This is a genomic window from Rhizobium sp. Root1203 (assembly GCF_001424945.1).
Lineage (GTDB): Bacteria > Pseudomonadota > Alphaproteobacteria > Rhizobiales > Rhizobiaceae > Rhizobium.
Window position 1 is genome coordinate 1 of record NZ_LMCW01000025.1, and the last position, 22,640, is coordinate 22,640.

Here is a 22,640-nt window from a genome sequence, read left to right on the forward strand (position 1 = left end):
CTGGAACTCCGGTCGGGCTACGCCCTCCCTACGTTCCAACAGGGCTGACAGATTCTCATCTTGATTGACGCGCATTCTCATCCTGATTGTCGCGCAGCATCCTCACACCCCCAACGTACCGGGACGCGATGGCAAGCGCGATACGCTATGCCATCGCCGCCACCGGGTTCCGGTAATCCTCTTCTTTCGTCATCATGGCCCAGAGGCCACGCGCCATTTTGTTTGCCAGCGCAATCGCAGCGACCATGCGTGGCTTGCGGGCAAGCAAGCGCTTCAGCCAGCCATTATTCGGCGTGTCAAAACGCTCGACCGCCTGCAGCACGGCCATCGCACCGGAGACGAGAAGGGAACGGATGTCGCGCTGCCCCATTTTCGAAGTCTTCCCGAGCCGGACCTTGCCGCCCGTTGAGTGCTGTTTTGGCACGAGCCCGAGCCAGGCGGCAAAATCGCGCCCACACCGGAAGGTGGCCAGGTCGGGTGCAAATGTCTCGATCGCAAGTGCCGTTACAGGGCCTACGCCCGGCATGGTTTGCGCACGCCGCGCCAAATCGGCTTCTTTGGCAGCGCGCTTCATCTTTTCATCAAGGTCCGCAACTCGAGCGGTCAGACCATCGATCTGCTCCAGATACATCTGACCGAGCTCCCGAACCTCTTTAGGCAGTACGGAGTCATAATCTGCGATCGCGTCCGCGAGCCGCTTGAGATGGGCAGGACCTCGGGCCGCAACCAGACCATGCTCTGCAAGGTGTCCACGCAAGGCGTTGATCATCTGGGTGCGCTGCCCAACAAACATCTGCCGGGTGCGAAACAGCATAGCGCGGGCCTGCTGTGTTTCCGTCTTCACTGCCACAAAGCGCATTGTCGGCCGCAACGCCGCCTCAACGATAGCCTCCGCATCGGCCACATCGTTTTTTTGGCGCTTGAGGAACGGCTTCACATACGCAGGTGGGATCAGCCGCACTTCATGCCCCAGCTTCTCGAACTCGCGACCCCAGCCATGGGCAGTCGCGCAGGCCTCCATCGCTACAACGCACCTGGGCTGCCCGGCAACGAAAGCCAAAACCTGACCCCGGGAAAGTTTCTTACGAAACAAGACTGACCCATTTGAGCCTGCGCCGTGGAATTGGAAGGCGCGCTTTGCCAAGTCAATTCCAATGATGGTAACTTCCGACATGGATGCTCTCTCTTTCTGTGATGTCTTCAACGCCCATCACATTGGCACATTGCGATGCCGGCGGGAGGGGGCATCCATGCCATCAACAGAGCCCTTGCGCAGCCGCCTAGTCCTTACGGCGATCTTCGTCATTGGTCGCGCCGCTACCTTCATGCTCCACAGCGCTATGGACAACAGGGGACGGAGAACCAAGAATGTCGCGGATCGCGACGAGCCCATTCCGTACGGCCGCCCCTCCAGCGTAAAACGTTAGCTGCAAAATGGTCTCGATGATTTGCTGGCGAGTAGCTCCTGCTGCAAATGCCGCATGGGTATGAGCGCGCAGTTGCGTCACCGGATGGCCCAGTGTAACGCACGAGGCAACGACGACTAGTTCGCGCGTAACCAGATCGAGCCCCGGTCTGACCGTGATGCCCCCGAGTGCCCATTCGATCGACATATCGACGAATTCGGGACAAAGCCCTTCCATGTCTTTGACCAGAGCCTGAGCCGCGCCATCACCATGAAGCGCCTTTAAAAGAGCCATCCCTTTTTCCCTCGCATCGATGTTATTCAGCATTAGGGGTCTCCCGTATTTTTCCGCCAGCCATTCTGGTGGAACAACCTCTTGTAAAACGACGGAGACCACCGATAAACTGCTCCGGGTTTTGAATTTATCGAAGTAGGAGTTTGCAATTGGACCGGTTGCAGAGCATTACTGTTTTTACGCGCGTCACCGAACTGGGCAACTTCACCGCGGCTGCTCAAGAGTTCCGTATTTCGCCAACAATGGTTGGTCAGCACGTGCGATCCGTTGAGGCTTGGTTGGGGGGACGGCTTCTCAATCGCACCACACGCCGCCAGAGCCTAACGGAATTGGGACGGCTGGCCTACGAACGCTGCCGCAAGATTCTGAGTGACCTGGACGAAGTCGAAGCTCTGGGTGCTTTCGTTTCCACGAACGTCAGCGGACATATTAGGGTGATGACCCCTGTGTCGTTTGGCGCGCATGCGCTCGCACCAATTATTAAAACGTACCTGACCCGCTACCCAGAAGTCCAGGTTGAACTCGTTGTCGGTGACAAGATCGCAGACGTAATAGAAAGCGGCGCCGATGTTGTCGTTCGCGTGGGTTCGCTTGCTGACTCAACTATGATTTCTCGAACTCTCGGCCCCTACCGGTCGATCCTTTGTGCTTCGCCCGCCTATCTCAGGGAGCGCGGATATCCTCTTCGTCCAGACGACCTAAAGAACCACGCGTGCATCGGCTTTGCAAATCCCATTGCCTCGGCACGATGGCGCCTTTCTGGTCCAGACGGGGAGAGCACGGTTCCTGTCGCCATCGCTTTGAGCGCGAATAGTGGTGAAGCGCTCAGACAAGCGGCGTTGAGCGGGCTTGGGCTTATCATGCAGCCAGAAATTCTCGTCGCCCACGACTTACAAGCCGGCCGCCTTATACGGATACTGGACACCCATGAGGCGGATGTTCGTCCAACGCAAGTAATGTGGCACTCCGACCGGAAGCTCGCTCCAAAAATCAGGACATTCGTCGATTTCATTATTGAGAACTTCGGTGAATCACTTGTGCGGCCCATGCCTAGAGCTTGATGAACAATAAGTCTTCGCGGGATAGCGTCCGATCCAACCCAGGTTCCTCCACACACCGTCGTGAGGTTCCTTGCCGCTGCTGTCTTCGCGGAGTTTGTGCCTACGCAGGTTAGATCAAGGCCATCGCCGATCGAAAGATGTTGCGCGTCGGCTTGGAGCGCACCCGCACTTCCGGCGGTCGTCGGGACCGGTCGAAAATCCAAAAGGCTCGCGATCTGGACGCGTGGCTGAGCCTTATGCCACGAGAACGCTCGACCGGCGGCAAGCAACTGCTTCTCGGTACCAGCAAGCGGGGAAACCGCTATGTGCGCAAACTGCTGTTGCACAGTGCGCGATCCTGCTTTCGCTATTTGGATCGAAGGGCTGCGAAAGAGGCCCAATTGCGAGAGGCCGGATACATTTATGCAGCCGGAATCGTCATTTCCGATGTCACGCACCTTCGCACGGACGGGGCGGACCATACATTTCTTCAAGAACCCTGCGAAGTGAGGCGGTATCAAGCGTCTACTCGGCCAGCAGCTTCCTCAAGCGTTTTCACGCACTTCGCCACGGAGACTTCCGTGCCGCCGCAATTGGCTTACCAGTTGCAAAACGTCGCTTCTGAAATCCCGTGCTTGCGGCAAAGGTTCGCCGTCTTCGTACCGGGCTCCTGCTCACGCAGAACACCGAGAATTGGCACAGCGGTGCCCGAGCGGAGGTCGTCCACCTCATCAGGTCAAGGTCAGCAAGATTCGGGTGGTTTACCTGGTGCTTTTATCGCCAACACTCTCCCGCGGTAGAGAGTTACGGCGTGAGTGCCACGCCGATTGGCTCAATCGCATTGCGACACGAACGCTCGGAGTAAATGAAGTGAACAAAAAGATATTTAAAAATGCAACGCAGCAACAAGAGTCACGAGGATGGGGGGGAGTTTGGTCACTATGCTTCGGAACCTTTACTCTGGTATCGAGTGAACTCGCGCCGATCGCTGCTCTTCCTGTCATAGCTCGGGATTATGGAGTAGACCCGGGATCAGTTGGCCTTGCAGTAACGCTTCCGGCTCTCGCGGCGGCCATCGCGGCACCTCTTTTCTGTTGGTCACAAGCAGACCGAAAGACGCTACTGCTGGCAATGATGCTGCTTACGTTTGTTGCCGATATGGTCGGCGCATTTAGTGGTGGTCTCACGCTTTTTTTGTTAGGTCGGTTAGTTCTTGGAATATCTATCGGTGGCTTCTGGTCGATCGGAGCGACTTCCGCCGCGAGGTTGGTGCCACAGCATCAAACAGGTCGAGCAATTGCGATCGTGTTCGGCGGAGCTTCAGCCGGCAGCGTCATCGGGTTGCCGCTTGCGTCCGTCATTATACAGGCACAAAGTTGGCGAGCAGCTCTCTTGGTTTTCGGCACCATCGCGATTTCGATCGCACTAGCCCAATTGTTTTTGCTTCCAAAACTGCAACCACAGAACAAATTCCATTATTCTTCTCTTTGGGAGCTTCTCCGCATACCAAATTTCGCCGAGGGGCTGGTCGCAACCTCTCTTTTAATTTCGGGCCATTTCATTGCCTACACTTTCCTCGCTTCTCTCATGGGGGAATTGCAAGTACCTAATGGAATTTCTCCATGGGCGTTCTTTGCTTTTGGATGCGCAGGACTTATATCAAACACCATAGCTGGAGAATACGTACAAAAGTATTTTCGGAAAATGGCGCTATTGTACTCAATTCTACTAGGTCTTTCATTGCTTGCGCTTACCCTTGCTCACAGCTCTCTAGTGGCCGCATTCAGTATAATCGTGTGGGGAATTGCGTTTGGAGGTATTCCCATCTGCTTGCAGGTTTGGTTGCTAACGGCCGCTCAGGATCGCCACGAAATCAGCGGAGCGGCGTTCGTCAGTGTCTTTCAGATTTCGATCGCGGTGGGAGCACTCGCTGGCGGGTTTCTCAACGAGAGATTCAGCATTCAAGGCAACATGGTTGCCGGTTGCGCACTCGCGGGGACGACAGCAGCGCTTATCGTCATCGGCCGAATTGCGAAACGTCTTTCCGGCGAACTGAGCCGATCGTAGGCGGGTCGTTCAAAAGATCTGACTGCTTACGAATTGGCCAAGGTGTGAAGCGTCTGTACAAAAAACACGGCCTTCCAACTTAGAGGCGGCTTGGCTCTTCTGAACAGCTTCGCGGGACGAATGCTGCGATACCGCATGCTCGACCGATCAACCGACAAAACTGCGCACGCCCGACGCTGACTAACACCATGCTTCCCCAGGCATGAGCCACAGCATCCCGCTTCCCGCCGGGCGTCGCCTTTCTTTTTTGAAGCGACATCCTTCAAAATGGCATTATCCAGCATTGGCTCGGCCAGCAGCTTCTTCAGCTTGGCGTTCTGATTTTCCAGAGCTTTAGCGTGCGGACATCGACCGTCTTCGCTATAGAGTTCTGAGGCGATTTTCGTCTGCAACTGGTGGATTTGGCGAGGAAGTACGGCCTCTCATGCTCGGACAGCCGCGATCAGGCCCGCAACACCGATAAGGGTGATGCCCCGCCTGATATTATAGGCGAGCGCGGTCAGGCTGAACTCGCCCCGGACGTTCTCCAGCCGCCGCATGAGGAAGGTGCCCTGGTTCATCCATTGTTTGATGGTGCCGAACGGATGCTCGACGCACTCGCGCCGCCGATCGAGAACTTCGAGTAGGGCGGCAAGTCTTGCCGCCATGCGACCAAGTATACCGCTTCGTTCTCCAACCGTGAGACACGCCGGAAGCTGTTGGTGCAGCGCTGACGCAGGGTGCAGACCTTGCAGGCATCGCGGTTGCTGTAGTCAATCTTCACATTGTCGCGCGATTTGCTTTCGTAACGCGATGACAGGATCTGTTCATCGGAGCAAATATAGGCGTCATTCTCGGGATCGTAGCGGAATGCTTCCTTTGGGAAGAAACCTTCACGAACAGCGGGGCCGCGAATCGGCTTGGCACGTAAGCGGTGATCCCGGCCTTCTCGCAGGCCTCGATATCTTCGATCTTGAAGTACCCCCGATTTGCAACCGCCTCTATCGCATCGACATCAAGCGTTTCCATTGCTGCCTAAACCGTTGGCGCGAGAAGCCCCATGTCGAGAACCTGGTTGCTGACCTCCTGCTCGGCGATCAGCTAACCGACGCCAACTTTCGTCATGCGGGCCATCGCCCTGCTGTCTGGATCGGTCATCGATATCTGGTCGGCGCCAGTGCGATCCAGTTCATCCAGAAGCGCCTTGTGCCGGTCCCTTTTGCCTTTGATCGCGGCGATCTTCTCCGCGAGTTTGCCATTGCCGCGGCCCGAACCACAATTGCCGTATCGATCTTCGTCTGCATCGCCCTCGTCGAGCCGCTTCATATAGCCGACCAGCTTCTCGTCGGCCTCTCGGATGAACTTTGAAAACGCGCCTCGCGTGAAGTTCTTATCCTTGTTGTTCACCGCCTTGATACGTGTGCCATCGACCGCCAGAAGCTCACGCCCGAAAAGGTCGAGTTGCCGGCATAGCAGCACGAATTCGCGAAACACCTGACGGAAGGCGGTGCGGTTGTCGCGACGGAAATCAGCGATCGTCTTGAAGTCAGGCTTCAGATGCCGAAGCAGTCGAGCCGCCGGCTCGACCGCACCCCGGTTGAGATAGCCATAGATATAGAGCTTCAAAAGGTCAGCCGGATTGTATCCGGGTCGACCCGTCACCTTCGCCGCCACACGGATGAAACCGGCCGACGCCAAGTCCAGTTGGTCTACGAAAGCTTCGACGAAACGGACTGGATTGTCCGGCCCGACATAGTCGTCCACTGCCTCGGGCAAGAGCAAAATCTGCGAGCGGTCTGTTCCGGAGAGATGCGTCAGATTCTACCATGATGTTCCACCTGGGAGAATCCCTGTCGGGTGCCGGTTCTGGACTCGTCATCAGTCCGGAAATTCTTCCCACACTTCGGCATAGGATTTGAACCCGATGCGTTCATAGGTGGATTTTGCTTTCGGATGGTCATTGGTGTCCGTGTGAAGCCATATGCGGTCAGGTCCGTCGCTCCACATAGCTCGGAGGGACCAATCCAACAGATACGGTCCTAGACGACGGCCTTGAGCAGCGGGGATCAGGCCAAAGTGTTTTAGCTCTACCTCCCTCTCACCAAAACCATCGAACTCGCACAGTCCGAGTGCTTGCCCGTCGTGCCGTAAAATGTAGAGCGCGGTGGAACGGCTGCGCAAGAACGTCGAAAGTTCGTTCCTTGGCATTCGGAGACGCTCATCCCATTGCAGGGTTGCACCTACGCATTGACAGAGCTGAAGATAATCTTCAGCATCAGGACTTTCCTTCGCGATGCGCGCACCCGCAACCGGCGGTGACAAAGCAGCACCATGCGGGGGCTCAACTTGTTCCATATATGTGACGAGGAGACGGACCATAATTCGCGGCGGGCTCGACAATTGCCAATAAATAGCAGATCCGGTTTATATAATCGACTTCTCACACGGTCTGTAGGACTTTCGCGACAAAAGAAACACTTCCGGGGGAGCCGCTCGAACATGGTGTGGATACAGCAAAGTCAAATCATCAGCGCGATTTCGCGATGCGAAACCCGAGGTCATCTATAGAAAAAGTTGGATGACTTCGTCGTCGATTTGTCACGAGGCACCCGCGCTCATCGTCAGCCCATCCTCCGCCACGAAAGATACGATACGTACCGTAGACGGCAGGATCATAAACATCTTCGCACCACTCCCAGACATTCCCCAACATATCATGGAGCCCCCAATCGTTGGGGCGCTTTTTTCCTACCGGCCTAGTGCTACCTTCTGAGTTCTCCCTATACCACGCGATGCCATCGATTGGACCGTAGCGCGCGCGCGCTGTCCCGGCTCGGCAGGCGAGCTCCCATTCAGCTTCACTGGGCAAGCGAAATCCGTTACTCGCCACCACAGCGATCGCATCCCTGCCATCTGCCGCAAAAACATAGCGTTCCGACAACCCTGTCGTTGCCGATAGCCGATTGCAGAAGCGAGCGGCATCAAGCCACGAGACCNCGATCGCATCCCTGCCATCTGCCGCAAAAACATAGCGTTCCGACAACCCTGTCGTTGCCGATAGCCGATTGCAGAAGCGAGCGGCATCAAGCCACGAGACAGTCTCGACCGGATGATGGTCCGTCGCTGTTGATAACGGCGCTCCACTCATCACCTGACTGTAGAGCGACTGCGTTACCGGATAGCGGCAAATCAGAAACGGCAAGATAGCCACACTCCATGACTTCCCGGTTCGGTCATCGCGCAACGCGATTGTCCCGCCGTCAACGGCCACCATATGCTGGCTAAAAGTCTCTAAATCCAACGTTTCCCTCTTCCGTGAAAATCTTACTCGCAAAAACTACCATGTCGCGAAAATCCCGGCAGGATTCTTCACCCAACCGTCTCTATGCCCAATTCACTGACGCCGCGTTTATGTGACATCACCCGTCAGCGTCGTCCCGCGTGACCAGGCGCGCATGGAGCGTAAGCCAGTTGCCGCGGCTCTTCAAGCGCTCGACCCGCACATAGCCAACCACGCGATGATCCTTGAGAAGCATACCGCCGTGCGCAACGGGCGCGTCCACGACGGCAAGGTCATGGTGATGCGGTCGAACTTTCCCGCGGACGGATTAACCGACTCTTGCTCTGAGCTTCGCGAGGCGATAGGAGTAGATGTGCCCAGCAGTGATGGGGACAATCACGCAGACAATGATCCACCAGATCAGCAGATTGACCGGGGCCATAAATGCGGCGATGGCGAGCACGATGCCGCCGACGATAGATAGGAGCCCAGTGAATCGATGGGTCTCGTGCCAGTTGACAGGGTCTGCCAATGTCGTGCGGGTGCGAAGGCCGGCGAAGCTGTTGGGCTGTGACTTTGGCATAGCGTTGCCTAGGACGACCAGCAAGCCCGCCACCCCAAGCGAAAGCGCGCGGACAATGTCGACCTTGGTACCTATCCCGCTGAGCACGGTAACGACAGCGACGCAAAGGAAAATGCCGCTTAGCATTCCGAGCGCGGCGCGGGACATAGCGCGGCTTCGCTCGACCTGCCAGCTCGGCGCAAAACGGGCGATCGCGAGGAAGAGACCCCAAACAGCGGCAAGAACGAGTATCGGCATTGCCAGCGCGATGTCCCTGGGGGCAAAGCCGTCGGCCTCACCATTGGGTCCCCAGTGGACGGGGAGCGAGATCCCGGCTGGAACCACGAGATAGCCGATTACAGTCGTGACAAGAGTGAGTATGAAGAGCGCCAGAACAAGCGGGCTGACATAGGATTTCATAAATTAGGCTCCCGGAAAGCGAGAAAGGCGGAGAGAGCCTCCTCGAGGATGGAGATGTTGAGGTGATAGATCAGGCTGTTGCCCCGCCGCTCCACGGTGACTAAATTGGCCTCTCGGAGCTTGGCGAAGTGCACCGATAGCGTCGGTTTGGTTAGGTCGAAACGATTGGCCAGATCCCCTGCAGAAAAAGGCCCCGCTCGGAGCAAGCGAAGGATCTCCCGACGGACAGGATGGGACAGAGCTTCGAAAATGGCATTGATCGTCATTGACTCTAATTAGAGATAAATCTAATTAGAGTCAAGACTAATTCGTGGAGCGCTGATAGATGGGTCGGTTCCGGCTGGGGGAAAGATGACAATCGGTAGGAAAGCGGCTGGCTGAGATCATGCGGTCGCATCTCCGAGATCAACATGGTGAACACTATCCGAACCGTTCTCCTAAATGTGAAGGTTTCACTTTTTCAATAGCGTAACTCACTCGCGTTATGTTTGCGTGGAATAGGGAGAACGCCCATGCCGCGCAGACGGTTTGCCACCTACACCAGCATGCTCACGGCCGCGATGGTCGCATTTATCCTTGGCTTCCCATTTCTGCTGGTTGCCTTCGCACGCGCGACCCACTGTGCGCCGGACACCTGTGGAGCAGTCGGGCTCGTTTTCGGGTTATACGGTCGGATGCTCAGCGTCCTAATATACGGCACCGCAATGCTGACCGTCATATCCGCTCGCTGCAGACGCGCTGGATTGAGTTCTTGGTGGGTTGTCGCGTCGCTTTTCTGGCTGCTTGCCGCCCGTGACGTTCTGATGACAGGCCTGAATTCCTGGGCCGTGGGCTTTTCCTTGGGAATCCTGTCGTTCCAATGGCCGATAACGCTGATCTTCTTCTTCGCCTTCGTTACCTTCCTCTCACTCTGGAAAGGCTCCGACGAGAACGGAAGTGAACCACCGCGAAGGAGCTGGAAGATGGCCCATGTGAGCGCGGCCTTATCTGCGATCATCGGCGTCGTCATGTGCATCCCGCTTTTTGTGACACTTGCGTGGATTGGCGGACTTAGGCTGATCAGCCCGCAGAGCATTACTATGTTTCCCCAACATTATCTCTACGTCCGCATCGGGACGCATTTCATGACCCTCACGACCGCGCTCTGGTTGCTCCTGTTGGTCTTTGCGGGCGCATTGAGGCACATCCTTGTTTCGCAACGTCGTGAAAGTCTCGAAGTGCCTCCTACGAGATTTTCGCGCCCGGTTTCGTAGCCGGGGCGACGAAGCTTCCCGCTCGAACGGGTGTGCCGTTGCAATCCGAGGACGGCGCTGAGGCAACCGTCGAAAAGCTACTCGCTGCATGGAGAAATGGCAGTCGCTCCTCAAGTTTCGTCGAACTGAAGTCCGCATAGGGCCGAAAGCCGTTACGGCAAGATTGAGCCAGAAGCGGCCATTGCGGGAATCGACGAAATTGTATTGATTTATAGGTTGTGACAGCTACGGCGGCATGGAGCAGCAGTGTGCATGACCTTCTTTTTCGATCAGATTATGCCCATTCCCAAGATGGCTTGAGCGAACTGGGCGCTCTGATCCTCGATGTCTTCGACGTTGACATTACGGCTGTTGATCGCTTTGGCCACGATCCAAGCGTTGTCGCCTTCGGCTGGTGGAAGGGGGAGCGTCTGGTTGCGAATGTGAGCCTTTATGAGCGGCGGCTCTGGCTTGCAGGTCAGCAGGTCGTTGCGTTCGGCGTTCAATCTGTTGCCACGCGCCCAGAATGGCGTAGGAAAGGGCTTTTTAATGACCTGATAATACGGGCTCTGCACTACGCTGATCAGCGGTCAGAACTCGTTATCCTTGCAACTGGGACACCCGATTTATACAGGCGTTTTGGGTTTCGCCAAGTCGAGGAAACCCGATTCATTTCAACACTTGTTCCGCGCTCCTCGACAGCGACCGGCCGTGAGCTATCTTTGGACAGCGACGACGACCTCGCACTTCTCAATCATGCTTTTTCCAACCGGGCACCAACGTCGAGACTGGCCTCGGCGTGTGACCATCCGGCGCTGTTCATGCTGAGAGCGCACTTGACGCCTGAGATCAGGTTAATCCACCTCTCAGAAATAAACGCAGTGGTCGCTATCAAGGAGGATGCATCTTCTCTGGTCATCCTCGATATTGTCGCCCCACAAATACCTTCCGTCGATGAAGTCGTCGGTGCAATCGCCTTCACCGGCCAGCAATTGGAGGTGCATTTGACGCCGGATTGCTTGTCTTGGCAGCCTTACGAAAAACAGCATGTCGACAATGGATACATGGTGCGCGGTCCGTTTGCTCCAGAGGGGCACGCCTTTATGTTATCCGACATGAGAATTTAGGCAAAGTCAGCTTAGGGTCGACAGCGGACGAGGTTTTCATTTTGGGATGACCATTTGCGGGCATCAATCTCCCGTCAAAGCAATCCCCAAGAACGTGCGTGGCTGGCGAAAAAGCAAACAGCACAAAACTCACACGACCAGGAATATTCTTTTCGATAGCCGAGATGCTATATCCGGCACCGTGTCACTATCGCCGCAAACTTCCCAAAATAGCGAAGCATGACAAGCTGCGATACAGAACGCAATCAGCAGCGATGGGAAAAAAATAGATGGTCACTCATCGTCGATCCTTCGGCTTCCAAGCAAGAAGCCTGTGGTGTGACCGATAGCCACTCCCATGGAGAGAATGACGATCAGCGCGAACACATTCGTCCATTGAGCAACGGCGAAAATGACGAGCCAAAAGAAAAGCACCAATGGAACCGTGAAGCTTGAGAAGACAGCAAACAGGATCAGCAACACGATAAACGTCCCTCCGACATCTTCTAAGAATTCCACCTTGGTGATTGTCAGGGCTAGAATGCCGAGTACCGAAAGAAAGATTGGTGCCGCCATTCTGGCTTGAAATGCGCGAGGACCCATGCGGCCCCGCTTGCGGCGGCGTCCCGTCGAGGTGGCGGTCAAAATAAAGACGACGATTCCCAATAGACAGGCAATGACCGTAGGAAATGTGATCATCTACCCTCCACCGCTCTACTACACTTCACAACTCTCGACACACGAGTTGGAACTGCCAGACGCGATTGATATCGCAAGCTGACGGCCAGTGCGAGAAGGATGACATCGTTGTCCTTCTCCAGCTCCTTCAATGCACCGATGACGATTTGCATGATTGTCGCGTTATAGCGTTCGTTCACTTTGGCGGCCTGTCGGTATGTAATAATCTCCGCAAGCCTTTCACACGGTTACGATGGCAGTATTTAAATCCGCGATTTGTTTTAAAAACTGAAAGTCGCAATCATCTTTCCGACAGGCTCGGGAAAACGCCAACGAACCCCGATTGTCCTTCCATCGGCTTGTTTCACCTCGCCTTTTTCAAAGTCGCCTATTGTCAAAAGCGCAACGGTTGCGACCTGGCTCCCAATGACCTTTAAATCTACGACTCTTTCAGGAGGTCCGCACCCCTTCTTCGTGTCGGGACATATCCATCCATCCGAGTGTATCCTGGCGACAGGAGTAAAGCTGCTGTTAGACGATCCACCGAAGAACGATAACCGTTCCCTCAATGGGTACCAGTCAGTACCAACGGTGATCTCGTCGAATAGGTTGTCAGCCTTATCGGCTGAAAAGTCGTTGTAATTTGTGAGAACCCTGGAAAGCCCAACCATCATCAGGGTCACCCGCTTACCTGCAAATTCGCAGTCAATCCAGACCGGACGTGTTTCATGATCCGTGTCGCTGAGAACGGTTGGATCATTTCGCTTAACGCACGCCGAATCGACAGAAATTGTGGCGTTGTTCGGCCCTTCAATTGTCCACGTCTCTCCCACTGAAACTCGTGGAAGCAGCGTCGTACCTAACAACAAAATCGCATAGCAAAACCGAACTCTCATCGTGCCCCGTCCTCCACCTGCTTGCAACCAGCGCCGATCCTCAGGTATAGCCGCCGCTCGTTTTCGACTGATTAAGGCGATGATTCAAATGTCGGAAGAAGTCTGCTTCGGGCCGACCGCCGCCCTGGCAGGATTGCGCCAAGGGCAGTTCATATTTCACGGATCGTTGCAACTTATGATAATTTCGAGTAGCCCAAAGTCGCCGCGAATTTTGCCCTTCAGATGGGAGTCGAATGTCGAAACTCAACATCTATAGATCGATATTGATTATTTGCCTTGCGGCCATCGTATATGTCTGGCCCTTTGCGGCGCTTATAATTGCGGGCTGGTGGATGACGGCCCTCATCGGTGTTTGGGCGAAGAAAGTCGACCCCTCGCACGGAGAAAGTTCAATCTCTCAGATTATAAACGGTGACTCTTTCGGAGCGTTGTCGGCCTGGCTTGGTCTTTGGAATGGGTTCTACGTCTGGAAAGACTTGGATCACGACTACCATCGCCGAAATCGCGAGTGATGCCTGAAGGCCGCTTCGGGCCGAGAGCAGCAATTGCAAACTAAGTCCAGTGGCCTCGTCGGGCTGGTGATCGGTAGTGACGGCATCGATTATTCAGGAAATGGAGTGATCATGAAATACCTTCAAACGATCGCTGTAACCCATATGGCCGTGCTCGTCGCCAGCTCGCCAGCTATGGCCTGTCTTGTATCGAAACCGCTGCACCCTTCGGATTTCACCACGGCCGAAATCATCATCGTCGGCCGCGTCACTAACTACGAGGCAGTAGCTGATCCCATTGCTACGGAAAGAACAAGGCGGTTGCTCGAAACGTCTCCTAGTAGGCGGCTCCGTGCGAAGGATTACAAATCGATATCTTATGGCAGACTCGACCTCGAGATAGATGACGTCCTCAAGGGAAAACTACCAGCACAGTTCGCCATATATTGGCTACCAGGGACCGCCGGCCCGTCCGACACCCTCGCACCTGGTCGCTATATCCTCGGCCTTGGAAGGGTGGATACGCTCTCCACGCATTACGAGAATCGCCTACTGCTACTCCCGCTTGACGCTTTGACGATTGGGGAAAAGGCATGTGCGGGAGCGTTCATAACGCAATATTCAAGTGAGCTGGGCAAAAAGGTGGGGGAACTTCTTAAAGTTCATCCGCAGCCTTAGGCCGTGTGGATTGATATCACCAAACCTCTGGCCGCTGGGATGTCCCCTTCTCTAATCGGGGATTTGGGTCAAGCTCTTTCTTTCTGATCCTTGATGGCCTGATCGTTCACGCGAGTTACGCTTCTCTTCGCAGTCTATTGGCTCCGTTTCGTTTAGAGCCGCTGCACGCATGCATGGGATCAGGGTCTGGAAAGCCTCGCTTAGGGACGCGCTCGAAGCGCAGCGGACATAATCGGCTTCATCCATCCCGTCGTCCGCATGGGACGATCCGGCCAGGATCGGAATCTTTGGCTGTCTTAGTTCATGCTGCAGCCTCCGATCCGAACCGGAACTCTGTGCCGTCGATCCACATGCGATGGAGCAAGACAGCAATTTTGCGCGCAACAGCGACGATGGCTCACCGCCTTCCTTTGGTTTTCATGAGGCGCATACCCCATGCTTTCAAGCTGCTCCAAGCGATCGATGACATGAGCATCGCGTTGGCCGCAGCGTAGAGCGTTGCGCGTGCATCGGCGTCACCGGCGTGTGAGATGCGGCCAGGATTATCTTTTTCACCAGATTGGAAGCGTCGCGGTGTTAATCCGAAGTGTCGGACTTTAACCCCCGTAGTTGCCCGGGAAAATGATGTCCTGATCTATGAGCACATCGAACCTGTATCCTGGCCTGATCTTGATCGTCGGCTGGACATTGAGGTTTTTCGAGATGGTCTGCTCGGCGACACGTCCAAAAGTTTCGGCGAAATTCCGACGCGCGGCGTCTGAGGCCGAGTCCTGCGTGGCAAGCGTTGAACTCTCAGGCATCGACATGTCTACCCCCGTCCCAATCAGCGCGACGAGCGCGGCCGAGCCGAAGGTCCTGACATAGTGGTTATCGACCTTGTCGTTGAAACCGCTATAACCTTCCGCGTCGGTCCCGGCCATACCGCCGATCTGAAGGGTCGAACCATTGGGGAAGATAATGTCGGTCCAGACGACGAGGACGCGGTTCTGGCCGAACGACACCTTGCTGTCGTAACGACCAAGAAGCTTCGTGCCTTGCGGCACAAGCGTGTAGTGCCCGGTCGCGCTGTCATAGACGTTCTGGCTGATCTGGGCAGTGATGCGGCCCGGCAGATCGGAATTGATACCTGATATCAGTGTCGCGGGTATTACCGAACCCCGTTTCAGTTCGTAACGTGACTGCTGAGGCACGACCTGATTGGGCAGGTAGCCGAGATCCTTGATATCTGCATTGAAGAAATCTTCCTTGGACGCTTGTCCATTCTGATCGACCTGACCCGCAGCGCCCGCTCTCAAAGCTGCGGCATATAGATCCTGCGAGCCATTCGTCGCGCTGTTCGATCGACGCGGTGCGGCGGACGCGGCGCCTGGCGCTTGCGCCGAGGCGTCGGCGATGTCGACTTTCAACGGGGAGTCGAGGGCAGCTCCCCTTGCCTGAAGGCGCGCCATGCGTTGGCGCTGCTGTTCACGAAAGATCTGTTCCCGCTGTTCGCGAAGCATCCTGGCATTCCACTCCTCATCCGATTCCATGCGGGACCTGCGGGGCTCCCGTGGTTCGACCTTCGGTTCTGTCTCCACCGGGCGGGCAGCTTCCTGCTGCTGCGGGACCGGGGTTGGCTGAAACACCGGCTGCTGTTCCTCCCGGTCGCCGATAATTCCATCTTTGACACCCCGCTTCAGCTGATCGGCGAAGGTCGAAGCCGGCGTGCCGGACTGGTTTTCGTTCGGGTCATGCTGCCCAAACCTCAGGCCACGTGAGGACAGGCCGTAAACGAGAACGGCAAAGAACAGAACCAGGATGCCGATGCCGACGAACAGGGGCATGCGATTTAGGCGCTTCATTCCTTTCTCGTCAGCAGACTGATTGGACGTTCCCAGTTGCAGCGATTGGACCATTATCGTCTCCGCCTGTCAGTTTCGCTTCATGAGGGATAGGGGGCTTGCCGGCGTCGCCACGCCATTGCTGACCGAATACGCCCGGCCGAGCTCCATCGTGTCAGTCGAAAGGCGCGCCAGCACTTGTCCGTCGACGGCAGCGATCGAGTAGGCCAGCTCCACCGGCTGTGGCGCATCCTTTGAGCTTGCGCTTTTGTCATCGGTGACGATGGCAAAGCCCCACCCTTTCAAAGCGGCTTCGAGTGCGACGGAGAATTCAGACGTGTCCTTGTGCAGTTTGATGGGAGCGGTCGTCGATCCGGCTTGCTCGGCGAACCGTCCTGCCATGTCGCCGGCGATAGCGCCCGCGGCGGGCCCGGTGACGTCAGTAGGTGCAGCGCTGGTGGACAGGCGGTCGGTTGCCGTCTGGCATCCGGCTAGGCCTAGGGCCAGGACAATCGGAATGAGGCGAAAGAGCTGCATGGATCACCCTCCCCGCCGGATGGTGATCTTCTGCTGTTTCCAGCCGACCCCGGCAATCAAGATCGCCTTGTCGATATTATAGTCGACGATCATCATGTCCTTCTTCATCCGATAATTGACGATCCGGTTCTGGCCACCCGAGACAACGAAAAGAACCGGCGCGTCCTGTCCGGAAACCGCCCGCGGAAACTGGATGTAAGTCTTCTGCCCATCGGAATAGACCCGCTTTGGCCGCCACGGTGCACTTCCGCTCAAAGAATAGGAGAAGGCAAGCTGTTCCGGCGCGACACCGCCCTCCGGGCCGGTCATTGACTGGATGCGAGCATTGATATCTGAGAGCTTTGTGGCGGCATCCTCGGGATATTCGAACCCCACCCGGGCCATGTATTGCGTGGGATGCGATTTCAGCTGGATATGATACGTGCGGCGTGAGGTCGTCACCACCATGGACGTCACAAGCCCCGGCTCGGATGGCTTGACGATCAGGTGGATTGCCTGTCCACCGGCGGCGCCCGACGTTGCCGGCTCGACCTTCCACCGTACGGTATCACCGACGAGGACGTCGCGGACGATTTCGCCACCCTGCAGCTCGATGTCGCAGACCTGCAAAGGCGAGCAGACGACAGACGGCTGCGTCTCACCGAAGAGAAAGATCACCTTGCCGTCCGGTCCACGTGTCACCAGTCCGGCCTGCCCTCGCCATTTGCCGGACAGGTTCGTCCCCTTTGCCTCGTTGCCCGTCAGGCTTTGCGCGATGGCCGAGGATGAGACCTCAGTCGATACGGCAAGCGCCAGCATGCAGAGAAGAGTGACGCGTTTCTGTTTGATCCTCATCGCAGATCCTGCCCTCAAAGTTGTGCGGTCCAGTCGAAATCGGTCACATAGACGCCGATCGGATTGAGCCGGATTGTTGCTTCGTCTTGTGGTGACGTGATCGACACGGTCGCGATGCCCCGGAAGCGTCGGGTCGCGACCTCCTTGCCTTTTCGATCGCGTTCATACTCGGTCCAGTCGATCTGATAGGTCTGGTTCGAAAGCGCGACGATGTTGTTCACCTCGATCGCCACGGTCGCGTTGACCGCCTTTTCGAACGGCGAATTGCCGCGAAACCATGCATTGACCTTTTGCGTCGAGGCGTCGCTTGTTCGCAGCAGGGCATAGGTGCGGTCGATATATTGCTTCTGGACCACCGCATCCGGTGTGATCGAGCGGAAGCTGGTCACGAAGTTCCCAAGCGTCGCTCGGACGACTCTGGTATCCGCGTATTCGATCTGCTGCGGGAAGCCACCGGAAACCGTGTTGCCGAGCTTGTCGACCTCAACAATGTAAGGGACGAGTTTGACCTGTGTGCTGAGATAGAGCGCGTAGCTGAAGCCGATTACGGCCATTCCCAAGCTCAAGATGCCAACGGCTCTCCAGGCGGAGGCAGCTTTGACGTAGGAGCCGTAGCGTTCTGACCATTCCTGCCGTGCAGCAAGGTACGGGTTCTCAGGTGCGGGATGCCCTGCCATGTGTGTGATCCTGTCCGTGAATTATGGTTTGTCCGGTCTTTCCGGAGGAGGTGGCGGAGCTGAAGGATTGCCCCTTGCCTGATCGAGCTTGGCGTTGGCCAAGCCGAGAAGGGAGCCGGCATAGGCACCGGGTGAGCCGATCGCCTTCTCCTTGGCAGCGGATCCGGCAGCCATGGCACCGGAGCTGAAACTTGCGCCCATGCCCCTGAGTACAGATCCTGCAGCCGAGGACCCACCGGCTCGAGCTGATTGTACAGCGGCAAAGCCGGCTCCAACGGCGCCAGCGCCGAGGAAAGCGCCGCCCGCCGCGAACGAAGCCGCCTGTCCACCGTGGCGAATTGTCTCCATCCCGCCGGCGACCGAAGCCCCTTGCACGACGCCCTGGATGATGTTCGGGACGTACATCGCGATGATGAAGACGACGACGGAGATGCCAGCAATCGCGAGTGTGGTAATAAACTGGTCGCTTTCGGCTGTCGGAGCCTGCGCGAGCCCAAGCAGGACGTTTGAGCCGATCTTGGCGATCATGACCAAGGCCATCAGCTTCATCCCTACGCCGAAGGCATAAACGAGATAGCGGATCGCAAAGTCTTTGGTGAAGGAGGAGCCTCCGAGCCCGAGCATGATCATGCCTGCCAGCAGGCCGACATACATCTCGACCATGACCGAGACGAAGATTGCCGCAACGAGTGAGAAGCAGATGACGACAATACCCATAGCAAGCACCGCGGCGATCGCCAGGGCATTGTCCTCAAAGACGCCGAACTTCGCCTGTTCTGATATCTGCGACGCGACGCGAATGCCGGCGTCGAAGACTTCGGCCGGAGATGCAGAGCCGCCACCAGCGCCGATTTGAAACAGGCTGTCGACGACTGCCCTGGCGAAGGTTGGGCCCTGCGTCAAAACGAAAGCGAAAAAACCGATGAACATGATGCGGCGGACGAGCTCGGCAAACCAGCTGTCCAGCGATGATGCCTGGATCGCGAGCCACACGGCAGCTATGCCGACCTCGATGCCCGCGAGGATCCAGAACAGTGATTTAGCCGCATCCATGACGGTAGTTTCCCACCCCTTGGCGGCAGTCGAGACCTGATTTTCCAATTCCGTCAGAACTTGGCCTTGCTGGGCGAGAGCCGGCACCGCCATCGCGAGAAAGGCGATACCCGCAACCAGGATGGTGCTTCTGCGACCGCGTTTCACCATCTCGGGCGCATCTCCTGACCCTTTTCGATCGGTGGGAGCGCCTTGCCCGTGCCAAAGAACTTCTCACGTGTTGCTCGTTGTTCTTCACTCATCTGCGGCGCAGCGAAGCTCTCTCCACGGATCAGAACGACAGTGGCGATCGCAGCAATTCCTGCGATCCCGATGCAAACAGAGGCGATCAATGCGGGGCGGGTCACCAGCGAGGCTCCATTTTCTGTCCAGAGGGAATGGATTGGATGTCGGCATTGAAGAATTTCTCGCGACGCGCCTGTGCGAGATCCTTGTCAGTCTGTTCGCTCTGCAACCAAGTTCCCATCATCGTCGTCTGCTGGGAAACAATGCCGCGGAGCTTCTGCATCTGGGCGACCTGCTGGGCGGCGATCTGGTGGCCGACCTGAAGCGCCTTCATCTGGCCATCCGCCGATTGCGACATTGATCGCAGCTTGCCCATCGTATCCTCTTCGCTGTCGAACTGATCGGCGGTGAGGCTTGCGGCCTTGAGCGTGCTGGAAATCGTGTCGCGGTTCGTGTTTGACCACGTCTGATAGGTGGACGAGAAGCTCTCGGCGTTCGGCAGGCTTGTCTTCAGGTCCGCGTAGCTTTTGAAGCGCTGCTTCAGAAGATCGTCGGCGTTGCCCATGGAGAAGGCGATGCCCTGACCCTGATTGACGATATCGCGCAGCCGGTTCAGGTCATCTTCGACCTGGCCCCAGATATGGTTCGGAAGCTGGGCCGTATTCTGCAGCATGTTCTGATAGATATTGAGCTGGTTTTGGATCTGCTCGGCAAGCTGCGTGATTTGTCTAATCTGATTATTGATCTGTTCAGTCGACTGACCCACGAGATGGATAAGCTCACCATTGTTGAGCATCTGCGTCATCTCGGTCGCGCCGGTAACCGCGCCTCCTGCGTAGGAAGCCGTGGGCGTTGCGGTAAGGCCGGCGGCGACCAACCCCGTCACCAACGATTTGCTGAGCTTCAAAAACTGGACTGCTTCACTCATTGCGGTTGATCCCCCTTTCGATGAGCCACTGACCCGGCCATTCGTGGCCGTGGGTCGACGAGAGCGCCCTGATGCGGGCTAGATCGGCCTTGCCAGAAGCGCCGACGAAGGAGAGAGTGACCGGACCCAGAGACATGTCGAAAAGCCGGCGGCCGTCGGGCGACGTCACGTAGTATTCGCGTTTCGGGATGGCGTTCGCGACGATCTCGATCTGTCGCTCGTTGAAGCCAATCCGCTCGTAGAATTCGCGGGTGCCGGTCTCGCGGGCCGCGCCATTCGGAAGGCAAATCTTCGTCGGGCATGATTCCTTCAAAACGTCGATGATGCCCGAGCGCTCGGCGTCGGAGATAGATTGGGTCGCGAGAATGACGGCGCAGTTCGCCTTGCGCAGCACCTTGAGCCATTCCCTGATCTTGTCGCGGAACACAGGATGGCCGAGCATCAGCCATGCCTCGTCCAGAACGATGAGGCTTGGCGAACCATCGAGCCGTTTTTCAATCCGTCGGAAGAGATAGGTTAGAACGGGCACGAGATTGCGCTCGCCCATATTCATCAGCTGCTCGATCTCGAAGCACTGGAAGCGCCCAAGCGTCAGGCCATCTTGTTCCGCATCGAGGAGTTGACCCATTGGGCCGTCGACCGTGTAGTGATGGAGGGCATCTTTGATCTCGCGCATTTGGACGCCACTGACGAAATCCGACAGAGAACGGCCGGGGGCCGAGGCCATCAATCCAATCTGCCTCGAAATCGCGTTTCGATGGTCTGGCGCAATCGTCACGCCCTGAAGCGAGACTAGGGTCTCGATCCACTCGGAGGCCCAGGCTCGATCGGCGTCAGTCGAAAGTTCGGACAAGGGGCAGAAGGCAAGGCTGGCCCCCTCCCCGCTCTCGCCACCGATCTCGTAGTGGTCACCACCGACGCCAAGCGTGAGGGGAAGCATCGAATTGCCTTTGTCGAAGGCAAAGACTTGCGCCTTCTCGTAGCGGCAAAATTGCGCCGCGATCAGCGCGAGGAGTGTCGATTTGCCTGAGCCAGTTGGCCCGAAAATCAAGGTATGGCCGACATCGTCGACATGCAGGTTTAGTCGGAAGGGAGTCGAGCCGGACGCCACCTGCATAAGCGGCGGCGCATCGAGCGGATAAAACGGGCATGGGGCGGCGGGCTGCCCTGACCAGACAGAGTTCAGCGGAACAAGGTCAGCCAGATTGCGGGTGTTGATCAGCGGTTCGCGGATGTTGCAGTACCAATTGCCCGGCAGGCTACCGAGAAAAGCATCGGTCGCATTCAGCGTCTCGATGCGGGCGCCGAAGCCTTCCGCCTGGATGAGGCGACGAACCGCTTCCGTCTTCTCCTGCAGCGCCGAGCGGCTTTGGTCAAAGAGAATGATAACAGGAGTATAATAGCCGTAGGCCACCAATTGAGATGAGGCTTCAGCGATCGCATCCTCGGTCTCGGCGACCATGGCCATCGCATCCTGATCGACCGACCGGGACTGCGTCTGGAATAGCTGGTCGAAAAACGGCCTGACCTTCTGCTGCCACTTCTTGCGGGTCCGCTCCAGGCGCTGCTTGGCTTCCTCCGCATCGAGGAAAATGAAGCGCGACGACCAGCGGTAAGTCAGCGGCATCAGGTTGAGGCTATTCAAGATTCCCGGCCAGCTCTCGGCCGGAAGCCCATCGATCGCGATCACACCGAGAAATCGGCCTTCGACTCGCGGCGTCAGTCCATGCTCCAGCTCTGCCGTTGCGAGCCAGTCCAAGTACATCGGGATTTCTGGCAGGCGGACGGGATGGTTCTCGCCGGTGATGGCAAACCGAATGAACTGGAAAAGCTCGTCGTAGCGCGCAACGCGAGCACCATCCCGTTCGGGGACCTCTCGGGTCTGCATGCGCTGTACCGAGAGAACATTGCCGAGATACTGCTCAATCTCCCGGACCGAGCGTCGAAACGCATCGAGAGCGGTGTCCGCATACTTCGCTGAGCGGCTCTCAGTATCCGAGTAGATGTAGCGGGTCAGGCCCGACCGGCGTCGTTCGGGTGGTCGATATGTCAGCATAAGCGCGTGCCGGCTTTCGAAGTGCCCACGCTCCTGCGCAAAATACCTGCGGCGTTCGTCGTCGATAAGCAGCGTCACGCTGTCTGGAAAATAGCTGCGTTCAGCAGACGGGTATGCCGTCGTCGGCACTCGCAAGGCCTCGACCTGGATCATCCAGCCAGTACCCAGTCGCGAAAGGATCGAGTTGATCTGACGGGAAAGCTCGTTGCGCTCGAAATCAGCCGCGCTTTCGGAATCCGGACCGGCAAAGTACCACCCGGCCATCAGGCTACCGTCCTTCAGTAGAAGGATCCCGTTGTCGACAAGGCCCGCATAAGGAACCAGGTCGGAGAATGATGGACCAGTCGATCGAAATGTGCGTAAAGCGACCATCGCGAGATC

At 56.8% G+C, this 22,640-nt stretch carries 24 protein-coding genes and 5 pseudogenes; 6 read left to right on the forward strand and 23 right to left on the reverse strand.

Translation table 11 applies throughout. The annotated features are described in order from the left end of the window. Positions 1 to 145 precede the first annotated feature (145 nt). Both ASC97_RS22355 and ASC97_RS22360 read right to left on the reverse strand, forming a co-directional pair. Positions 146 to 1,174, reverse strand: a complete 1,029-nt coding sequence (locus ASC97_RS22355; protein ID WP_057470555.1) for an IS110 family transposase — start codon at positions 1,172 to 1,174, stop codon at positions 146 to 148. A 106-nt stretch (positions 1,175 to 1,280) separates the two neighbouring features. After that, positions 1,281 to 1,733, reverse strand: coding sequence for a carboxymuconolactone decarboxylase family protein (locus tag ASC97_RS22360; protein ID WP_057470556.1), 453 nt, complete (start codon positions 1,731 to 1,733; stop codon positions 1,281 to 1,283). A gap of 116 nt (positions 1,734 to 1,849) precedes the next feature. Between ASC97_RS22360 and ASC97_RS22365 the strand changes: the two genes are divergently transcribed. Together ASC97_RS22365 and ASC97_RS36295 are read left to right on the forward strand one after the other, a co-directional pair. Next, on the forward strand, positions 1,850 to 2,761 hold the full coding sequence (locus ASC97_RS22365; RefSeq protein ID WP_057470557.1) for a LysR family transcriptional regulator: 912 nt from the start codon (positions 1,850 to 1,852) through the stop codon (positions 2,759 to 2,761). Between the two features lie 236 nt (positions 2,762 to 2,997). Continuing rightward, positions 2,998 to 3,054: pseudogene (locus ASC97_RS36295) on the forward strand (hypothetical protein); the annotation flags it as partial. 287 nt (positions 3,055 to 3,341) lie between these two features. Here ASC97_RS36295 and ASC97_RS36300 read toward each other — a convergent pair. Further along, positions 3,342 to 3,467: pseudogene (locus ASC97_RS36300) on the reverse strand (transposase); the annotation flags it as partial. Between the two features lie 143 nt (positions 3,468 to 3,610). Between ASC97_RS36300 and ASC97_RS33235 the strand changes: the two are divergent. Beyond that, entirely contained in the window at positions 3,611 to 4,807 is a 1,197-nt protein-coding gene (locus ASC97_RS33235) for an MFS transporter (protein WP_244481546.1), read from the forward strand. A 116-nt stretch (positions 4,808 to 4,923) separates the two neighbouring features. Here the strand turns inward: ASC97_RS33235 and ASC97_RS36305 are convergent. From ASC97_RS36305 to ASC97_RS22395, 9 genes and pseudogenes are all read right to left on the reverse strand, one after another. Continuing rightward, positions 4,924 to 5,142 (reverse strand): annotated as a pseudogene (locus ASC97_RS36305) (IS3 family transposase); the annotation flags it as partial. Positions 5,143 to 5,229: 87 nt separating this feature from the next. Further along, positions 5,230 to 5,454, reverse strand: a complete 225-nt coding sequence (locus tag ASC97_RS35500; RefSeq protein WP_244481542.1) for a transposase — start codon at positions 5,452 to 5,454, stop codon at positions 5,230 to 5,232. Positions 5,455 to 5,887: 433 nt separating this feature from the next. Further along, positions 5,888 to 6,562, reverse strand: a complete 675-nt coding sequence (locus ASC97_RS35505) for a hypothetical protein (RefSeq protein ID WP_244481543.1) — start codon at positions 6,560 to 6,562, stop codon at positions 5,888 to 5,890. Positions 6,563 to 6,664: 102 nt separating this feature from the next. Continuing rightward, the gene (locus ASC97_RS22385) at positions 6,665 to 7,141 is read right to left on the reverse strand and encodes a GNAT family N-acetyltransferase (RefSeq protein ID WP_244481544.1); all 477 of its coding nucleotides are present in this window, start codon (positions 7,139 to 7,141) and stop codon (positions 6,665 to 6,667) included. Positions 7,142 to 7,313: 172 nt separating this feature from the next. Next, a partial coding sequence (locus ASC97_RS34915; RefSeq protein WP_274534164.1) for a formylglycine-generating enzyme family protein occupies positions 7,314 to 7,782 on the reverse strand: 469 nt, incomplete at its 5' end. A 1-nt stretch (position 7,783) separates the two neighbouring features. Further along, a pseudogene (locus ASC97_RS34920) lies at positions 7,784 to 8,060 on the reverse strand (formylglycine-generating enzyme family protein); the annotation flags it as partial. Between the two features lie 145 nt (positions 8,061 to 8,205). After that, positions 8,206 to 8,349, reverse strand: coding sequence for a hypothetical protein (locus ASC97_RS34140; protein WP_156390420.1), 144 nt, complete (start codon positions 8,347 to 8,349; stop codon positions 8,206 to 8,208). Between the two features lie 45 nt (positions 8,350 to 8,394). Beyond that, positions 8,395 to 9,048: an SdpI family protein gene (locus tag ASC97_RS22390; RefSeq protein WP_057470560.1), complete on the reverse strand. Its 654-nt coding sequence runs from the start codon at positions 9,046 to 9,048 to the stop codon at positions 8,395 to 8,397. Beyond that, positions 9,045 to 9,314: a metalloregulator ArsR/SmtB family transcription factor gene (locus ASC97_RS22395; RefSeq protein ID WP_200959525.1), complete on the reverse strand. Its 270-nt coding sequence runs from the start codon at positions 9,312 to 9,314 to the stop codon at positions 9,045 to 9,047. The genes ASC97_RS22390 and ASC97_RS22395 overlap by 4 nt, the downstream gene beginning before the upstream one ends. A 246-nt stretch (positions 9,315 to 9,560) precedes the next feature. Between ASC97_RS22395 and ASC97_RS22400 the strand changes: the two genes are divergently transcribed. Both ASC97_RS22400 and ASC97_RS22405 read left to right on the forward strand, forming a co-directional pair. Next, complete coding sequence (locus ASC97_RS22400; RefSeq protein ID WP_057470561.1) at positions 9,561 to 10,301, forward strand: hypothetical protein; 741 nt, start codon at positions 9,561 to 9,563, stop codon at positions 10,299 to 10,301. A gap of 248 nt (positions 10,302 to 10,549) precedes the next feature. Further along, positions 10,550 to 11,407 (forward strand): GNAT family N-acetyltransferase, encoded by an 858-nt coding sequence (locus tag ASC97_RS22405; RefSeq protein ID WP_057470562.1) that lies wholly within the window; start codon positions 10,550 to 10,552, stop codon positions 11,405 to 11,407. 273 nt (positions 11,408 to 11,680) lie between these two features. Here the strand turns inward: ASC97_RS22405 and ASC97_RS22410 are convergent, their stop codons facing one another. Together ASC97_RS22410 and ASC97_RS22415 are read right to left on the reverse strand one after the other, a co-directional pair. Continuing rightward, positions 11,681 to 12,085 (reverse strand): hypothetical protein, encoded by a 405-nt coding sequence (locus ASC97_RS22410; protein WP_057470563.1) that lies wholly within the window; start codon positions 12,083 to 12,085, stop codon positions 11,681 to 11,683. Positions 12,086 to 12,345: 260 nt separating this feature from the next. Then, positions 12,346 to 12,960 carry a hypothetical protein gene (locus ASC97_RS22415; protein WP_057470564.1) on the reverse strand — a complete coding sequence of 205 codons (615 nt, stop codon included), beginning with the start codon at positions 12,958 to 12,960 and terminating at the stop codon, positions 12,346 to 12,348. Between the two features lie 623 nt (positions 12,961 to 13,583). Here ASC97_RS22415 and ASC97_RS22425 point away from each other — a divergent pair. Then, positions 13,584 to 14,129: a hypothetical protein gene (locus ASC97_RS22425; protein WP_057470566.1), complete on the forward strand. Its 546-nt coding sequence runs from the start codon at positions 13,584 to 13,586 to the stop codon at positions 14,127 to 14,129. Positions 14,130 to 14,430: 301 nt separating this feature from the next. Here the strand turns inward: ASC97_RS22425 and ASC97_RS33255 are convergent. The 9 genes and pseudogenes from ASC97_RS33255 to ASC97_RS22465 all read right to left on the reverse strand — a co-directional run. Then, positions 14,431 to 14,718 (reverse strand): annotated as a pseudogene (locus ASC97_RS33255) (transposase); the annotation flags it as partial. A 7-nt stretch (positions 14,719 to 14,725) separates the two neighbouring features. After that, positions 14,726 to 16,024 carry an IncP-type conjugal transfer protein TrbI gene (trbI, locus tag ASC97_RS22430; protein ID WP_057470567.1) on the reverse strand — a complete coding sequence of 433 codons (1,299 nt, stop codon included), beginning with the start codon at positions 16,022 to 16,024 and terminating at the stop codon, positions 14,726 to 14,728. A 15-nt stretch (positions 16,025 to 16,039) separates the two neighbouring features. After that, entirely contained in the window at positions 16,040 to 16,486 is a 447-nt protein-coding gene (gene trbH, locus ASC97_RS22435; RefSeq protein ID WP_057470568.1) for a conjugal transfer protein TrbH, read from the reverse strand. A 3-nt stretch (positions 16,487 to 16,489) separates the two neighbouring features. After that, positions 16,490 to 17,320 (reverse strand): P-type conjugative transfer protein TrbG, encoded by an 831-nt coding sequence (trbG, locus tag ASC97_RS22440; RefSeq protein ID WP_057470569.1) that lies wholly within the window; start codon positions 17,318 to 17,320, stop codon positions 16,490 to 16,492. A gap of 14 nt (positions 17,321 to 17,334) precedes the next feature. After that, the gene (locus tag ASC97_RS22445) at positions 17,335 to 17,997 is read right to left on the reverse strand and encodes a conjugal transfer protein TrbF (RefSeq protein WP_057470570.1); all 663 of its coding nucleotides are present in this window, start codon (positions 17,995 to 17,997) and stop codon (positions 17,335 to 17,337) included. A 21-nt stretch (positions 17,998 to 18,018) separates the two neighbouring features. Then, positions 18,019 to 19,200 carry a P-type conjugative transfer protein TrbL gene (trbL, locus tag ASC97_RS22450; RefSeq protein WP_057470571.1) on the reverse strand — a complete coding sequence of 394 codons (1,182 nt, stop codon included), beginning with the start codon at positions 19,198 to 19,200 and terminating at the stop codon, positions 18,019 to 18,021. After that, entirely contained in the window at positions 19,194 to 19,397 is a 204-nt protein-coding gene (trbK, locus tag ASC97_RS22455; RefSeq protein WP_057470572.1) for an entry exclusion protein TrbK, read from the reverse strand. Before trbK ends, trbL begins: the two co-directional genes overlap by 7 nt. Beyond that, a complete protein-coding gene (gene trbJ, locus ASC97_RS22460; RefSeq protein ID WP_057470573.1) occupies positions 19,394 to 20,203 on the reverse strand; it encodes a P-type conjugative transfer protein TrbJ in 810 nt (269 codons plus the stop codon). Before trbJ ends, trbK begins: the two co-directional genes overlap by 4 nt. Continuing rightward, positions 20,196 to 22,631, reverse strand: a complete 2,436-nt coding sequence (locus tag ASC97_RS22465) for a conjugal transfer protein TrbE (protein WP_057470574.1) — start codon at positions 22,629 to 22,631, stop codon at positions 20,196 to 20,198. Before ASC97_RS22465 ends, trbJ begins: the two co-directional genes overlap by 8 nt. Between the last annotated feature and the right edge of the window lie 9 nt (positions 22,632 to 22,640).

What these genes read in the sequence shown, in the direction of transcription:
- ASC97_RS22355 (WP_057470555.1), bottom strand. Translation starts at nt 1,174, where the DNA reads ATGTCGGAAGTTACCATCATTGGAATTGACTTGGCAAAGCGCGCCTTC.
- ASC97_RS22360 (WP_057470556.1), bottom strand. Translation starts at nt 1,733, where the DNA reads ATGCTGAATAACATCGATGCGAGGGAAAAAGGGATGGCTCTTTTAAAG.
- ASC97_RS35500 (WP_244481542.1), bottom strand. Translation starts at nt 5,454, where the DNA reads ATGGCGGCAAGACTTGCCGCCCTACTCGAAGTTCTCGATCGGCGGCGC.
- ASC97_RS22385 (WP_244481544.1), bottom strand. Translation starts at nt 7,141, where the DNA reads ATGGAACAAGTTGAGCCCCCGCATGGTGCTGCTTTGTCACCGCCGGTT.
- ASC97_RS22390 (WP_057470560.1), bottom strand. Translation starts at nt 9,048, where the DNA reads ATGAAATCCTATGTCAGCCCGCTTGTTCTGGCGCTCTTCATACTCACT.
- ASC97_RS22395 (WP_200959525.1), bottom strand. Translation starts at nt 9,314, where the DNA reads ATGACGATCAATGCCATTTTCGAAGCTCTGTCCCATCCTGTCCGTCGG.
- ASC97_RS22400 (WP_057470561.1), top strand. Translation starts at nt 9,561, where the DNA reads ATGCCGCGCAGACGGTTTGCCACCTACACCAGCATGCTCACGGCCGCG.
- ASC97_RS22410 (WP_057470563.1), bottom strand. Translation starts at nt 12,085, where the DNA reads ATGATCACATTTCCTACGGTCATTGCCTGTCTATTGGGAATCGTCGTC.
- ASC97_RS22415 (WP_057470564.1), bottom strand. Translation starts at nt 12,960, where the DNA reads ATGAGAGTTCGGTTTTGCTATGCGATTTTGTTGTTAGGTACGACGCTG.
- ASC97_RS22425 (WP_057470566.1), top strand. Translation starts at nt 13,584, where the DNA reads ATGAAATACCTTCAAACGATCGCTGTAACCCATATGGCCGTGCTCGTC.
- trbI (WP_057470567.1), bottom strand. Translation starts at nt 16,024, where the DNA reads ATGGTCCAATCGCTGCAACTGGGAACGTCCAATCAGTCTGCTGACGAG.
- trbH (WP_057470568.1), bottom strand. Translation starts at nt 16,486, where the DNA reads ATGCAGCTCTTTCGCCTCATTCCGATTGTCCTGGCCCTAGGCCTAGCC.
- trbG (WP_057470569.1), bottom strand. Translation starts at nt 17,320, where the DNA reads ATGAGGATCAAACAGAAACGCGTCACTCTTCTCTGCATGCTGGCGCTT.
- ASC97_RS22445 (WP_057470570.1), bottom strand. Translation starts at nt 17,997, where the DNA reads ATGGCAGGGCATCCCGCACCTGAGAACCCGTACCTTGCTGCACGGCAG.
- trbL (WP_057470571.1), bottom strand. Translation starts at nt 19,200, where the DNA reads ATGGTGAAACGCGGTCGCAGAAGCACCATCCTGGTTGCGGGTATCGCC.
- trbJ (WP_057470573.1), bottom strand. Translation starts at nt 20,203, where the DNA reads ATGAGTGAAGCAGTCCAGTTTTTGAAGCTCAGCAAATCGTTGGTGACG.
- ASC97_RS22465 (WP_057470574.1), bottom strand. Translation starts at nt 22,631, where the DNA reads ATGGTCGCTTTACGCACATTTCGATCGACTGGTCCATCATTCTCCGAC.